General features: G+C 55.3%; 11 protein-coding genes and 1 tRNA gene. 5 read left to right on the forward strand and 7 right to left on the reverse strand.

All coding sequences use genetic code 11. From position 1 onward, the window contains the following. Positions 1–63 precede the first annotated feature (63 nt). Positions 64–1446 (forward strand): S1C family serine protease, encoded by a 1383-nt coding sequence (locus JMJ04_RS13265; RefSeq protein ID WP_201370949.1) that lies wholly within the window; start codon positions 64–66, stop codon positions 1444–1446. A gap of 198 nt (positions 1447–1644) precedes the next feature. On the opposite strand, the gene JMJ04_RS13270 is transcribed toward JMJ04_RS13265, so the two are convergent. The 4 genes from JMJ04_RS13270 to JMJ04_RS13285 form a co-directional block, all read right to left on the reverse strand. Continuing rightward, a complete protein-coding gene (locus JMJ04_RS13270; RefSeq protein WP_201370950.1) occupies positions 1645–2421 on the reverse strand; it encodes a hypothetical protein in 777 nt (258 codons plus the stop codon). Positions 2422–2558: 137 nt separating this feature from the next. Next, complete coding sequence (locus JMJ04_RS13275; RefSeq protein ID WP_201370951.1) at positions 2559–3296, reverse strand: anti-sigma factor family protein; 738 nt, start codon at positions 3294–3296, stop codon at positions 2559–2561. A 52-nt stretch (positions 3297–3348) separates the two neighbouring features. Beyond that, positions 3349–3978 (reverse strand): sigma-70 family RNA polymerase sigma factor, encoded by a 630-nt coding sequence (locus JMJ04_RS13280; protein WP_201370952.1) that lies wholly within the window; start codon positions 3976–3978, stop codon positions 3349–3351. Positions 3979–4109: 131 nt separating this feature from the next. Then, on the reverse strand, positions 4110–5339 hold the full coding sequence (locus JMJ04_RS13285; protein WP_201370953.1) for an ISAs1 family transposase: 1230 nt from the start codon (positions 5337–5339) through the stop codon (positions 4110–4112). Positions 5340–5629: 290 nt separating this feature from the next. Between JMJ04_RS13285 and JMJ04_RS13290 the strand changes: the two genes are divergently transcribed. Then, complete coding sequence (locus JMJ04_RS13290; protein WP_201372371.1) at positions 5630–6748, forward strand: citrate synthase; 1119 nt, start codon at positions 5630–5632, stop codon at positions 6746–6748. Between the two features lie 87 nt (positions 6749–6835). Here JMJ04_RS13290 and JMJ04_RS13295 read toward each other — a convergent pair whose 3' ends face one another. Then, entirely contained in the window at positions 6836–8749 is a 1914-nt protein-coding gene (locus JMJ04_RS13295; RefSeq protein ID WP_201370954.1) for a protein kinase domain-containing protein, read from the reverse strand. 147 nt (positions 8750–8896) lie between these two features. After that, on the reverse strand, positions 8897–10297 hold the full coding sequence (gene sufB / locus JMJ04_RS13300; RefSeq protein WP_201370955.1) for a Fe-S cluster assembly protein SufB: 1401 nt from the start codon (positions 10295–10297) through the stop codon (positions 8897–8899). Between the two features lie 410 nt (positions 10298–10707). On the opposite strand from sufB, the gene JMJ04_RS13305 reads away from it, so the two are divergent. The 3 genes from JMJ04_RS13305 (at position 10708) to JMJ04_RS13315 (ending at position 13418) form a co-directional block, all read left to right on the forward strand. Beyond that, positions 10708–10780: transfer RNA gene (locus JMJ04_RS13305), tRNA-Arg, on the forward strand. A gap of 392 nt (positions 10781–11172) precedes the next feature. After that, positions 11173–12198 (forward strand): SRPBCC family protein, encoded by a 1026-nt coding sequence (locus JMJ04_RS13310; RefSeq protein WP_201370956.1) that lies wholly within the window; start codon positions 11173–11175, stop codon positions 12196–12198. 164 nt (positions 12199–12362) lie between these two features. Further along, on the forward strand, positions 12363–13418 hold the full coding sequence (locus JMJ04_RS13315; protein WP_201370957.1) for an SRPBCC family protein: 1056 nt from the start codon (positions 12363–12365) through the stop codon (positions 13416–13418). Between the two features lie 60 nt (positions 13419–13478). Here JMJ04_RS13315 and JMJ04_RS13320 read toward each other — a convergent pair whose 3' ends face one another. Continuing rightward, positions 13479–14438: a sensor histidine kinase gene (locus JMJ04_RS13320; protein ID WP_201370958.1), complete on the reverse strand. Its 960-nt coding sequence runs from the start codon at positions 14436–14438 to the stop codon at positions 13479–13481. Positions 14439–14680: the final 242 nt, after the last annotated feature.

The following is a 14680-nucleotide window of genomic DNA, read 5'->3' on the forward strand; positions in this document are numbered from 1 at the left end:
AAAGCATGAACACCAGGTCGTGAACACCGCTTTCTTATATGCATCGTGTCAGGAGGATACTAGATGCTCAACGAAAATGATTCCGCGAATGATGTGGTAAATGATACGACAAATGGTACAGATTATACAAAAATTGATATGTATTCACCATCTACGCAGGATGCCGAACAGTATTCTGGTTCGCAGGAGACCTTAGATGAGCATGAGAAGGTGCAGCCACTGCCACAGGCAGGGCAGCCCGCTTCCTGGGCTCAACAGACGCAGGCTGGTACCTATGCCTCCTCAGCACCCAATGGGTCGGTACCTCCGCCCGTTGCACAGCCGCCGGTGCGCAGGGGACCCAGTACGGCATCTATAGCCCTATTGGCAGTAGTACTCCTGCTCGTCTTTGGTACGGGCCTCTTCGCGGGCTGGCAATTTGGGCGTGGTGGTGTAAGTGTACCCAGCTCGTCACAAGCTGGCCTCCAAACAGATAGCAGTTCACACTCGCAGGTAACCATCCCTGCACTGAGCGATAACAATATTCAAACTGTACGCGAAGCGGTGGTGACAAATATTCAGCCCGCGGTCGTACAGATCTCGACCGGCTCCAGCCTTGGTTCGGGTGTCGTGATCGATAAGCGTGGATACATTGTAACGAACAATCACGTGGTCGAGAACGCTCAGAGCCTGACCGTCAAGCTCTTCGATGGCAATCAGTTGAGCGCGACCCTGGTTGGTACGGATGCCACGGATGACCTGGCGGTGGTCAAGATTAATCCGCCCGCCAACCTGGCGACTGCCAACCTGGGCGATTCATCCTCACTCAAGGTGGGTCAGGAAGTGCTCGCGGTTGGCAATCCGCTGGGGAACTCGCAGACGGTAACTCATGGTATCGTGAGCGCGCTGGGGCGCAATGTCTCGGAGGGTAATGGTGCGACGATTCCGAATACGATTCAGACGGATGCGCCAATCAACCCTGGTAACAGCGGTGGTGCCCTGGTCGACTTGCAGGGCAATGTCATTGGCATTCCAACCCTGGTCGCCATTAACTCAGAGTTCAACACGCCTGCCAATGGTGTTGGCTATGCCATCCCGTCCAACCGGGTGAAGTTTATCGCCACACAGTTGATCAATGGTGGGAAAGTGACGCATACGGGTCGCGCGGCCCTCAATGTAACCGTGGTTGCTGTCGATGCCAGTATGGCGCAGCGCAACGGCCTCGCAGTGCAGCAGGGTGTGATGATCGTCGAGGTGACGCAGGATGGAGCAGCAGCCAAGGCTGGCTTACAGGTGAATGACGTCATCGTACAGGTAGATAACAAGAACGTTACCGATTCATCTTCGCTCTCAGATGCTCTTCTGAGCAAGAACGTGGGCGACAAGGTAGCCGTCAAGGTCTATCGTGGCAACCAGCAGTTGACCATTAATGTGGCCCTGGGTGAGTTGCAGGCGCAGACCAAGTAGGCAAACAACTTTGACAACACCTCATCGGCCCTTACAGGTTGATGGTGTCACTATATAGCGCTTTTCCTTGTGCTTGGGATCGGGGGAGGGCGGGTAAGGTTACTTATAAGTAACTTAACCCGTCCTCCCTTATTTTTGGCGTGATGTGTGTTCTCCTCGTACCATTATATGTAGATGCGTGCTTTAGCAGCATTAGCCTCATGGTGCTACAGGCTGGGACTGCGGGGATGTGTCTGCAGGGGGAGCGGCTGCCTGGCTCTTCTTGGAGCGCCGCCCGGTCAGCAGGACGCCCGCGAAGAAGACGATCCAGCCAAGAGCCATAATGATCCAGAAGGTGCTCTGTAGACCCAGGACACGCGCCAGGGTACCGGCGGCGGCATCGATCAAGGCTCCAGCCATGATCAGGACGTTGGCCCAGAGCAGATTCAGCGATTGCAGGCCACCAACCTGGCTCTGCTTGCGCACGAGCTTCAGGCCAGAATAGAGGGCTACTCCAGCAATGGCGACGACTCCCAGCGTGTTGAGCAGAATCGTGGTGACCAGCCAGGGGCCAGGATGCAGGATGCCTGTACCGGGTGTGCCTGCGATCTGGCTCAATTTCTGCATATCGATAGATCCATCGAAGGTAAAGGCCGTAGCGATCACGCTCAGGAACGAGAGAAACATCAGGCAGGAGCGTGTCAACATGGGTTTGCCCAAGAGGGCGATACTGCCCAGGCCCAGCCAGGAGGGCATAAGGGCCGCCCCGAGAGTATAGTAGATGCGGAAGCAGAGGATGCCCAGGCTACTGGTTGGTTGGGCCAGCATCATCACCACATAGGCGATAGTTGCCGCGAAGGCCATCAGCAACGCGATAGACCAGTAGAGTTGATAGACGCGCCTCCGGCGTAGGTACTGGCGCGTAATCATGTCCGCGAAAATCCCCGTCACCAGGACATTGATGATGGGAGAGGCAAATAGAAGTACGGTGTTCATATTTACAACCTGTGTCTGATTGGCTTAATTGAAAGTATCATTGCTCTGTATAGACTATACAAAAAACCACGCTTACGCGCAACGCATAGAAGCTCTACATAGGGTGGGAAGAAGGCCCATGGCAGCACCGGATTGGATTAGAGGCGCAGGGGAACTCTCAAAGCAAACAGGCCTATTCCTCCTACCAGGAGGAACAACAGACCCAGTCCCACACGTCCCAGTACCGTATTCAGATCGAAGAAGAATACTACTGGCCAGCTTGAGGTTGGACTGGGAACAGGAGTTGTCGTGGGAGACTTTGTTGTGATTTGAGGTGTATTAACCTGGGGCGAGGCTTCCGTAGTGCGAGGCATCGTACTTCCTGGCTGCTCTGTTTTAGTATTTGATTGTGCGCTGGAGCCGCTGGAACGGCTTACATTAGAATAGGATGCCCCGCTGGAGGTTGGCAGCATCGCAAGCAGGCTAGAGCCCAGGAGGAAGAGACCGATGACTGCGGCGAGAGCGCTCAGGGTACCCAGCCCACTTCGCGTATAGAGCGACCAGCGAGCACGTGGGCGCGTTGGCGTATATGAGACACTCTCCCTTTTGTCATCTTGCGTTTCGAGAAATATGTCATCGGCCTGGGCAGTTGCATACAGTGGTAGCGTATCGGGGAGGCTGCTAGCATTGCGCGCAAGGGTAAAAGACCTGGGTAGGGCTGGGCGTGGGAGGGCCTGGAGGAGCGCGATGGTACGACGCAGCTCATCGAGTTCCTGTTCACATATGGTACAGGAACTCAAATGGCTCGTCAGGCGTTCCTGTTCGGAGGAGGTAAGCTCCCCATCCAGGTACGCTGAGAATTCTTCTGATGTCAGGTGTTGTTCGTCGTATGCCAAGCGTCTACTCCGTCTCCTCAAACATAAGCTGTGTCTATTGGTAGAGATCCATTCAACTGGTTAGACGGTAATCGCGGGGTAAAAGTTCCCGGTGTTGTGAGAGATACTGGCGGAGCTTCGTACGTCCACGCGAGATGCGGGACCGGACCGTTCCTAGCGTTGACTGAGTGCTTGAGGCCACCTCCTCATACGAGAAGCCCTCGATATCGCAGAGGACGACTGCGACTCGCTGATCAAGTGGCAGCTGTTGCAGGCCCGTTTGAATCAGCTCCTGAAGCTCCTGGTTGAGCAGTCGCGCCTCGGGATTATCGCTGAGATGGGTATCAACCAGGGCGCCAAGTGCCTCCTGAGTATGGGGTTCGTCATCATCGGTAAGCTCATCCAATGAGGCGGCAGGATGGCGCTGCTTATAGCGCCAGTAGTCGCAGGCCAGGTTGGAGCCGATGCGCAGGAGCCAGGCCCGAAAGGAGGAGCCGCCTTTGAAGGATTGAATATGGCGAAAGGCGGAGAAAAAGGCATCCTGCGTCACATCGGCCGCGGCATCAGCATTGCCGAGCACGCGTAGGACAGAGGCATACATTAGCTGCTGGTAACGTTCAACCAACTGATTAAATGCCTCAAGGTCGCCGCGCTTACTGCGAGCAATAAGCCATGCCTCATCTTCTGGCGTGTGCTTGCTCATACCCTCTTTTGCCTCTCTCCTGGGCGATACCGCTTTTCCGGTGTCACTCTTATGCCTGCTTCGTCCGCTAGTGTAGCACAGAATCCCATTTTGTGCACGTCCCAGGTCTCTTCTGTCAGGGCTTTCCAATTCTAATAAACAGAACATTGACCAAGGAGGATAAGATCAAGAGCCTGATCAACATGGGCGTTCAAGTAGCGCATCTGGCGAGCAACATTGCGAACGCCAAGGCGATCCATCAGACTCAATACGGCGCTATTGAGCTGAGCAAGCAAACTGGGAACGGATCCTGTACGGGTTTGACAGCGATCTTCCCCCAAAGTGACATCTCGCCGATGATGCAGCCGATTTTCGATGGCCCAGTGGTCTCTGGCGAGTTGGAGCATGCGTTGGGGAGGAGCCTTGCTCATCGAGAGACTGCTGAGCCCATAGACCACTTCGTGGCGAAGCTTTCCCGTTTTCAGGATGCGCGTCGTTCGTTCGAGGCGAAAGACTTGCTCGATGCCTTCCCAGTCCTTGCGAAACCAATCGTTGAGATCAGGGCTAGAGAGAAGCTGGCGATGTTCCAATCGTCCATGTCCTTTGTCCCAGGTCTCTGCCTGCTTCCAGCGCCGCCGATCAGGGAAAGCGTCCTCAAACAAATCAGCAATATCCTCTTGGAGGGTGGGCTGATTGTCCTTGGCAATGAGGAGATAGTCTCCTCTCAAGCGATGGATCTGCGCACAGAGGTCGCGTTGCGTATGCAGAGCGTCGAGGGTCAAAATGCGTCCACTGACCCATGATGGCGCCAACAAGGGCTTGAGGGCACTGATCTCATTTTCCTTCTCCTGCACATTGCAATGCCAAAGCACGATGCCAGTCGCCACTTCATAGCAACTGAGTTGGTGAACCGGATGGACCTCGTTGCTCGTCGCCCGTAGAGCTTTGCCATCAACAGCGACATGAGCGTGATTGGTCTGTAGGCTTGGAATGAGGAGGCGACTGGATTGCTCCCCACATCGAGCCTGAGCTTCCCAACGGATGAAAAATGCCGAAAGAAGCTCGTCGAGATGCTTGCTGTCTACCATCGCCAGGACATTGCAATAGGTCATCTGGCATGGCATTTGCTGGCGACGAAGTCCAAAGCGCTGTGCCAAAGGCACGCCATGATGACGAATCCAATCGGTGGCTCCACTGAGTGTCTGTTGCCCTGCGAGCTTGGCGAGCACAATCAGAGAAAGGACCAGAGCCAATTCGTAGCGTTTTCCTTGTTTGCGTCTCTTGTCTGAGAGGGCTTGCAAGGTGTGGTACAGCGAAGCTGCGAGAACCATTTCTGGGGGATGTTTCGCTCGTGTTGAAAGCGTCAATGTGGTATAGTCCATGCAGAGTTTTCCTTGAGAGATGATTTGGTTTTCGTATTCTACAAGGAAAACTCTTCTTTTTCATCACCCTTTTGAGAATTGGAAAGCCCTGTCTCTTCTGTTAGCTAGCTTCGTTGACACCCTTCTTTTTTGACGATTATAATTATTTTGAATCAACTTGCTTCTGTTTGTGCAAGAAATGGCCGTTGATTGTGCTTGTCCGTTTCGCTGATGAGGCGGATGCTGGTTCGATGATAGGAACCGCCCAGGCGTATTCCACCAAAAATCTACATCTCTTCGGAGGAATTGCGATGACCACTGAAGGTCTTGAAGATGTTGTGGCTACAACATCGCGAATTTGTGATCTCGATGGTAAACTTGGTAAGTTAACGTACTATGGTATAGATATTCATGATCTGGCTCGTCATTCGAGCTTTGAAGAGACCGCGTACCTGCTCTGGCATGGTGTTCTGCCCACCAAAACGCAACTGGCGGAAGTGGAGCAGCAGTTACACGCCAGCCGCGCTCTGCCGAGCCGCATCATCGATCTGATGCATTTATTGCCACCTTCCACTTCTCCGATGGATGTGCTCCGCACAACTGTCTCCGCCCTTGCAGCCTTTGACGATGACTTAAACGATAAGTCTACCGCCGCCGATGAGCGACGCGCCATCCGCCTGACCGCCGCGCTGCCCACGATCACTATGACCTGGAATAGCATTCGCGAGAAGCGTAATCCCGTGGAGCCTCTCCAGACTGGCACGCACGCGGCGAATATGCTCTACATGCTGACAGGCAAAGAGCCGGATGCCTATACCGCCCACGCCCTGGACGTGGCCTTGATCCTGCATGCCGACCATGAATTAAACGCCTCGACATTTGCCGCGCGTGTGACCGCTGGCACCAAGGCTGACATGTATGCCTCGGTTGTTGCGGCCATCAGCGCCCTCTCTGGCCCCCTGCATGGGGGCGCCAATGAGCAAGTCATACGCATGTTGCTCAGGATTGGCGAGGTACGAAACGTTGAGTCGTACCTGGAGGATGCCCTGGCGCGTAAAGAGCGTATCATGGGCTTTGGTCATCGCGTCTACCGCACCGAGGACCCACGTGCGACCCATCTGCGGGCCATGTCCCAGGAGCTGGGCGAGCGCACAGGCGATTTACGCTGGTACGAGATGTCGCGCGCGATTGAGGAGTATATCAAGGAACATAAGGGCCTCAACGCGAACGTCGACTTCTACTCTGCCTCGGTCTACTACATGCTGGGTATTCCCATTGACCTGGATACGCCCATTTTTGCCTCCAGCCGCATCTCTGGCTGGACCGCGCACATCCTTGAACAATACGCCAACAATCGCCTCATCCGCCCACGTGCCGAATACGTTGGCGCGAAGGTCACCGAGTACGTTCCACTTGAACAGCGCGGCTAATAATCGTTAAAGTGAGACCCGCTACTTGCGTACGCGGCTACTGCCAGCTCAGTAGCCGTGTACGCAAGTAGCGGGTCTCATGCCGTTCTAGGCGAGTAAGCGCTGGAGGTCCTGTTTGAGGCTGGCATAGCTCTGGTAGCGCACCTGGGGATCTTCGGCCAGGGCGCGGCTCAAGATGGCCTCAAACTCGGCTGAGACATTGGGGTTGAGGATGCGCACAGGCGGATAGGTTGGGTAGTGGGGCGGCGCGACATTCGTGATGGCGTGGTGCATGCTGGCTGCCAGGGCATAGATACAGGTCCGGATATCGTAGGGTTTATCCTGGATGGGGAGATAGGGCGAGATCACTAGCTTGCGCGTGGTACGCTTCCCGTGCTCCAGGCGACCGCCCGCTGACTGCAAGGGGGGCGGAACCTGAAAGCCCGTCAGGTGGACGCGGTTACGCTGCTGCTCAATAATGATATTGGCGGGCGAGAGATCATAGTGGCGCACGACGGGCTGTTGCTGCTCCAGGGCGATCAGGATGTTGAGCACGGCGAGCATGTAGGTGCGCACCTCTGCCTCGGGAATGGGGCGCAGCAGCTTCTGTAGACGTTCTTCAATGCTCTCGCCATTGATGTAAGAAAGCACCAGGTAGTAGTGGCGTCCCTCCGCGAAGCGATCCAGCACGCGTGGTACCAGGGGATGGCGTAGGCGTGTCAAGGGTTCGGTCACGTGATCATAGTGGGCCACATCCTTGGCACGCTGTGCCAGGGGGAGATCGCTGCACTCCCAGCGCTTGAGAACGACGCGCTGATCGTTCTGGCGTTCATCGGTTGCGATGGCGACCATGGTATTGCTCTCTTCAGATTGCTTAAGCACATGTTTGATGGCATAGCGACCCTGGCGGAGCGTGACGCCTATCAGCGGGCTGCGAGGGACCATGGCGGCGGGAACGGTAAGGCGTCCACATTGGGAGCAGCAACGCTGGCCAAAGCGTACGGGGGCCTCGCAGTAGGGACAGCGCCGGTTGTCGTATTCAGCGCCACAGAAGGAGCAGCGCGCGGCGCCACTACGATTTTGTTGTCCGCAGCGCTGGCAGACATAGCGCTGTAGCGCGATCTGCACGGCCTGAGTATAGCTCCTGGCGAAATCGCTGATGCTGTTGTAACGCTGGCGATAGTTCTTGGCGAGGGCGCGCATCAAGACCGCGCTGACCTCGGAGGGGATGCGCGTATTTAAATGGTGCGGTGGCATTGGTTGCTCGCCTGCGTGCGCGTGCCACATCTCCTCAAGGCGTTTGTAGACAAAAGGTGTGCGCCCGGTAAGCAGTTCATAGCAGCAGATCGCCAGGGCGTATTGATCTGAGTCGCGGCGGGGAGTCCCCTGCCATTGCTCAAGCGGCATGTAGGCAGCGGTCCCCGTGATTTCGCCCAGCGAGGCATGCGTCTGCATTCCCAGGTAAAATGTTGTGCCGAAGTCCGCAAGCAGCACCTGGCCATTGCGTCCAATGAGCAGGTTGCCAGGTTTGACATCCTGGTGAACCAGGCCATTGTTATGCACATATTGCAGCGCTGAGGCCGTCTGGTGGATATAGGGAATGAGCTCTTCGACGAAGGCCACGCGGCGTGTCCCATCCTCGCGGCGGAAGAGATCGAGAATGGTCTGGGGAGCATACTCGGTGACCAGGTAGGGGCGTTCGTTCCCTGTGAGTTGGCCAAAGTTATATACAGGCAAAATATTGGGGTGGTGCATGGCCGCAATCCGGCGTGCCTCCTGAAAGAAGCTGGCCTGAGCCTTGGCGGTGAGCTGGTCAAGGCGCAAGACTTTTAAGGCCAGCGTGCGGCTTAGGGGCGCGGGTTCGCGTATTTTATATACCTGTCCATAGCTTCCGGCGCCGATGAAGGCCATAATTTCATATGAGCCAATGTGTGACCCTTGCACGAGGAAGTCACAGTGTTGGCAGCAAACCGCGTCAGGGGGATTGGAGTGTGTCCCACGCGGATTCAGGCAGTAGGCCAAGGACGTCTCCTACATCTTCTCTATCTGTATTAGTGGTCTTGTCTCTCTACCACATGTACGCCTGTAAGGGGGATGAGTTGCGTTCCTGACAAAAAAGCGGAAGAGGTCATATACCTCTTCCGCTTTGAGCATGTTTGCTTATCTCTACTAGCCCACGCTACCAGACATCTCAAGCTGGATCAGGCGGTTAAGCTCGACCGCGTACTCCATTGGCAACTCTTTGGTGATAGGCTCGATGAAGCCGTTGACGATGAGGGAGTAGGCTTCGGACTCGTCGAGACCGCGACTCATCAAGTAGAAGAGCTGATCCTCGCCAACCTTGGAGACGGTTGCCTCGTGCCCGATCTCGGTCTGATTCTCCTCGACGCGAATCGTCGGATAGGTATCGGTACGAGCGTTCTCGTCGAGCAGGAGCGCGTCACAGCGTACGCTGGACTTGGTGTGGTGCGCGCCTGGATTGATGCGTACGAGACCGCGATACGATGCGCGACCAGTACCCTTGGAGACCGACTTCGACAGGATCTGTGAAGTAGTGTGAGGGGCAAGGTGCGTGATCTTCGCGCCCGCGTCCTGGTGCATACCGTCGTTAGCGAAGGCGACCGAAAGGACGTCACCACGCGCGCCCGGCTCCATCAGCATGACGGCGGGATACTTCATCGTGACCTTAGAGCCCAGGTTACCATCGACCCACTCCATGGTGGCATCGCGGTAGGCCGCGGCACGCTTGGTCACCAGATTATAGACGTTCTTCGACCAGTTCTGGATGGTCGTGTAGCGGATGCGTGCGCCCTCCATGGCCTTGATCTCGACCACGGCGCTGTGCAGGCTGTCGCTGGTGTAGCTTGGCGCGGTACAACCCTCAACGTAGTGGACATAGGAGCCCGGCGCGGCGATAATCAGGGTGCGCTCGAACTGGCCCATGTTCTTCGCGTTAATGCGGAAGTAGGCCTGTAGAGGAATCTCTACGCGTACATTCTCCGGCACATAGACGAAGCTGCCACCGCTCCAGACGGCGCTATTGAGCGAGGCGAACTTATTATCGGAAGGCGGAACGATGGTGCCAAAGTGCTCCTTGATCAGATCGGGATACTCGCGCAAGGCTGTATCCATATCTGTGAAGATAACGCCCAGCTTCTCAAGGTCCTCGCGCATCTTGTGATAGACGGCTTCGCTCTCGTACTGCGCGGTAACGCCCGCCAGGTATTTCTGCTCTGCCTGGGGAATACCCAGGCGGTCGAAGGTGTCTTTAATCTCAGCTGGGATATCATCCCAGGTTTTGCCCTGCTGTGGCACGGGCTTAATGTAGTAGTAGATATCGTCGAAGTTGATACCCGAGAGATCAGCACCCCAGGTGGGCATTGGACGCTTCTCAAAGAGTTTCAGGCTCTTGAGACGGAAGTCCCGCATCCAGCTGGGCTCACCCTTCATCTCAGAGATCTGTGCGACGACACGCTCATCGAGTCCCTTCTCGGACTTGTATGTATAATTTTCTGCTACATGGAACCCGGCAGTGTAGTTGCCCTGCTCCAGTTCAAATGCCTGACTCATAAAGAATTACTCCACTCGCTGGCTGATGCCGTATTCTCTATTGGTAGTGGAAGCGCGATGCTTCCTGTAATCCATCCTGCTAATCCTTACTGGGCTACTCGGATTTTCTTTGGTATTATATGTCTTTTTATGCTGCTTGTCAAGGAGAACACCGCTTGCCGACGCCCCGCCTGGCCTCTAGACGCATGTGTGACATGTGCCAGGTAAGTTGACAGGCAGAAAGGAAGGAGGGGGGACGACGCTGCTGAAGCACGCGTCTACATATCACGGTACTAGAATCAATCGACTAGAGGGCTGCTTCTCTATAGGAGATATGGGCAGGTGCTTTTTGTGGTAAGAGCTTGACAGAAGGCGCATAAAGTTGCTATTATGGTGGCGTGTTTGGGGAGAGGTATCTGCTCCATACATATGCGCCCATAGCTCAGTGGATAGAGCATCGATCTTCTAAATCGGGTGTCGCAGGTTCGAATCCTGCTGGGCGCGCCCAAATTCCTAAAACCGCTCTAGAGGCGGTTTTTTTGTTGTTCGCGCTGGAGACATCGCGTCGTGATATGTAGGATGCGCGCTTTAGCAGCGCATCCTACATATCACGACGCGATGTCTCCAGCGCGGTTGGGTGGTACATAGCAGCGCTACCATTAGTAGGAACTATACATTTATCTGTTTCATGCTATACTATAGTATGTCTCTTTAACTCCTGTTGCAGAACTCAGGGGCATGGCAGCGATGCTAGCAGCGACGTCCCTATTACTCACCTTCTTACAGACATATGTTGGACTGTATTTGTAGGCGCAAGTTGTGTTGTTTGTCTTTGTAATGCGTTTGGGTGAACAGGTCTTGTCGCGCCCCCGCGACACTGAGCAAAGGGGTTTCATATGGTAGAGCATAGTGCATCGGTGACGGTCAAAGCCCCGGTCCACCAGGTTTATGAACTCTTTACGCACTTCAATGACTTCCCCAAATTTATGCGCTTCGTCAAAGAGGTGACCTATTATGACGATCAGCGTAGCCACTGGGTTGTGCAGATGTTGGGGCGTCATGAGTGGGATGCGGTTAACGAGGATTGGATTCCAGACAAGCAGGTTGGTTGGCGCTCAGTTCGCGGCTTAAAAAATGGCGGACGCGTCAAATTCCGTGCGCTGAACCCGCAAAGTACAGAAGTCGCGGTATATATCTACTATGTCCCGCCTACGGGTACGCTGGGACGCCTGGGTGAAAACCTGGGGGTGAATAGTTACATCGATACCGTGTTGCAGACCGAGTTGACCCATTTCGCGCGCATGGTCGAGGAGGCTCCAGAGGGGGCGCTCGATCCTATGTCATCACACTACCTCTTCCATAAAGAGAGCGTGGTGTCTCGCGGCGAGATGACAGAGCGCCAGCGGCTCTCCATGCAACATGATCCGATGATGACGGCCCAGGCCCTAACAGAACGCGAGCAGCGCATCGCGCAGGAGAAGGACCGCAAGCAGCGCCAGTTTCAGCAGACAAGCGAAGTGACGCGTTTGCGCCTGGAACGCGAGAAGCAGGCCCGCGAGGCGTTTCTCAAGAGCTTGGAGGAGGCACGCCAGGAAAAGCTGCAAGCCATGGCTAATGTTATTGCGGATGAGCCCCTGGAAACTTATGCGCCACACCCGGTCTATGATACGTTGGGAGGTCGCCACGCGGGCCTGGAGCGCACCAACTTTGGTGATAAGGATTCTCTGCGCCCGCGTTATCCCTGGTATACTCAGGACCCGATGATGTCGCGCTTGCCTCCCAAGGAGAAGAATCCTGAGCAGAAATCTGTCGAGGATCTCTACGAAGAGTCGCCCTGGATGATGCTTATTCGCGGCAATCGCGATGTCTGCATTCTTAGCGACTACTATGAGCCCGGTAGTAGCGCCAATCCATCCCAGTAGGGTCATGTAGTGGCAAAGAAAAAGGTTGTGGTTGGTGTGCCTTCGCGCACCAACCACAACCTTTTTCTTTGCCCGAAACTTCTCTAGCTTATGATGCGTGCTAAGAGATACATCATTGGTAGTTTGGTAATGTGAGAAGGTGAGGAGATGAGGAGAGATATCTTATGGCAGAACATCATGTTTCCGTCACCGTTCGTGCGCCTGTACAGCAGGTCTATGCCTTGTTTACGCATTTCAACGATTTCCCCAAGTTTATGCGTTTTGTGAAGGAAGTGACCTACTATGATGACCAGCGTAGCCATTGGGTGGTCCAGGTTGGAGGACGACACGAATGGGACGCGGTTAATGAGGGCTGGATTCCTAACCAGCAGATTGGCTGGCGCTCAATAGATGGGCTGCAAAATACCGGTCGCGTCAAATTTACTCCGGTTGGTACTGGACAGACGATGGTGGATGTGTTCCTCAATTACACCCCACCTGCGGGTGCCCTCGGGGTCACCGTCGAGAAATTAGGCATGGACTCACATTTTCAGTCGGTCTTAGAAGAGGACATGCAGCATTTCGCGCGTATGGTTGAGGAGGCGCCCCCAGGCGCGCTTGATCCTATGTCATCGCACTATCTCTTCCACGAGGGGAGCGCCGTCGCGCGTGGCGAAGCCACCAGTCGCCAGGAAGAATCCATGGCGCACGATCCGATGATGACCGAAGAGCGCCTTCGTGAGCGCGATACAACCATCACCCGGCAGCAGGCCGCGTCCTATAGCGAGGAGCAGCGTTGCCAGGCAGAAGAGCAGGCGCGTTTACAGCAGGTGGAGCGTGCGAGCGCCGAGCAGGAGGCGGTACTGCGCGAGCAAGACAGGCGCAATCGCCAGGAGGCTGCGGCCCGGCGCTCGCAGGAAGCGGCCATGGAGAAACCCCGCGAGCCACATCCGGTGTATGATACGCTTGGTGGGCGCAATGCCGCCATGGCCAATACGGCCTTTGGTGACCAGGACGCGCGTAACGAGCGCTTTCCCCAGCATAATCAGGATCCGATGAAGGCGCGTGCGACCTACGAGGATGCTGGCATGACTCGGACGCCCGTCGAGGGCGAAGAGATCGCCTCTCCCTGGGAGAGCCAGATTCATGGGCGCCCCTTCGATGTTGAGGAGGAGGGCCAGCGCCCCCTTGAAGAAGGCAAGACCCACAGACAGCAGGAGCAGCGCGATCTGAACGAGTGAGATAAGAGATGTGGTACACCCAGGCAGCCACATGTTGCCTGGGTGTACCACATCTCTTATCTATGCAATAAAGGGAAGCGTGAACCAGAAGGTAGAACCCTCTCCCTGGATGCTATCGACGCCGACGCGCCCACCATGCCGCTCGATGATGGTGCGGCAGATATGCAGGCCAAGTCCAAGACCTACGCCAGAGCCATTTTGCACGCTAATGCCTGGGACGCGGTAGAAGCGTTGCCAGAGCTGAGCTTGCTCCTCGGCCGATATGCCTGGGCCAGCATCTTGAACCGCGACCTTGACTTCTTGCGCGGTCGAGGAAATAGCTACGTTGACCCCTGTCTCGGGGGCTGAGTACTTGAGGGCATTGGTCAGGTAGTTGGTGATGACCTGCCCGATCCGGTCTGGATCAGCCTCGATAAGAATTTCCTGTGTGCATGAGAAGTTGTCCAATACAATCAAGCGTTTCGGCCAGGCCGCGCGCTGATCCTCGACGGCCTCTTTGATTATGGTGATCAGATCACCCTCTTGAAAGTGTAGTTCAAGGCGATTGGCCTGGATGCGTGAGATATCGAGGAGGTCGCCAACCAGGCGATTTTGTACGCGTACCTGGCGCTCGGCGCGCTCCAACATTTCGCGGATGACGTCGACTTTATTCGCAAAATCTTCTCTGGTGTCATCCAGGCGGAAGGCCTTCAGGCGACGTTTGGCCAGCTGAATATTGCCATTGATAGTCGTTAAAGGCGTGCGTAGTTCGTGGCTGGCGATGCCTAAAAATTCGTCCATGCGCTGGTTGGCATCGAGCAAGGCATTGATGTTGTCCTGGGCCTCAGTAAGCTCTTCTATCAGGCAATCACGCTCATTCAGGACTGTATGCAGGCGTGTTTCTAACGCCTTGCGAACCTCCTTTTCCTGGTGGAGGGCAAGGTTCTGTTCCTGCTGCATTTTCTCCAGCTCAGCAATACGCACGCGCAACGCGCGCACCTCCTGGTAGTTTGTCTGTTCCTCTTGGACTGAACCTTCCAAAGGTTCATCTCCTTTGAATAGTTCTGTAACACGCCTGGCTAGTGATGAGCTCATATATCCTGTTTCTCGCAGTTTTCGCTTTATGCCCATGAATGAGAAATCCGTTTGGCGCGCTGTGGCGCAAGCTCTTATGCGGAAACCAACCCCCATTCGGGGACGCGGCGTCACTCTTGTGACTAGTGCTTCCCCCATTCGGGGACAAGCGCGCTCAGGTTTCCTAATAGGCAGTAACTGTCCTTTAC

It is taken from the genome of Ktedonobacter robiniae, assembly GCF_016587375.1.
Classification (GTDB): Bacteria; Chloroflexota; Ktedonobacteria; order Ktedonobacterales; family Ktedonobacteraceae; genus Ktedonobacter; species Ktedonobacter robiniae.

Coding starts and splice junctions, on each gene's coding strand:
- JMJ04_RS13310 (WP_201370956.1), top strand. CDS start 11,173: ATGGTAGAGCATAGTGCATCGGTGACGGTCAAAGCCCCGGTCCACCAG.
- JMJ04_RS13270 (WP_201370950.1), bottom strand. CDS start 2,421: ATGAACACCGTACTTCTATTTGCCTCTCCCATCATCAATGTCCTGGTG.
- JMJ04_RS13285 (WP_201370953.1), bottom strand. CDS start 5,339: ATGGACTATACCACATTGACGCTTTCAACACGAGCGAAACATCCCCCA.
- JMJ04_RS13315 (WP_201370957.1), top strand. CDS start 12,363: ATGGCAGAACATCATGTTTCCGTCACCGTTCGTGCGCCTGTACAGCAG.
- sufB (WP_201370955.1), bottom strand. CDS start 10,297: ATGAGTCAGGCATTTGAACTGGAGCAGGGCAACTACACTGCCGGGTTC.
- JMJ04_RS13265 (WP_201370949.1), top strand. CDS start 64: ATGCTCAACGAAAATGATTCCGCGAATGATGTGGTAAATGATACGACA.
- JMJ04_RS13280 (WP_201370952.1), bottom strand. CDS start 3,978: ATGAGCAAGCACACGCCAGAAGATGAGGCATGGCTTATTGCTCGCAGT.
- JMJ04_RS13290 (WP_201372371.1), top strand. CDS start 5,630: ATGACCACTGAAGGTCTTGAAGATGTTGTGGCTACAACATCGCGAATT.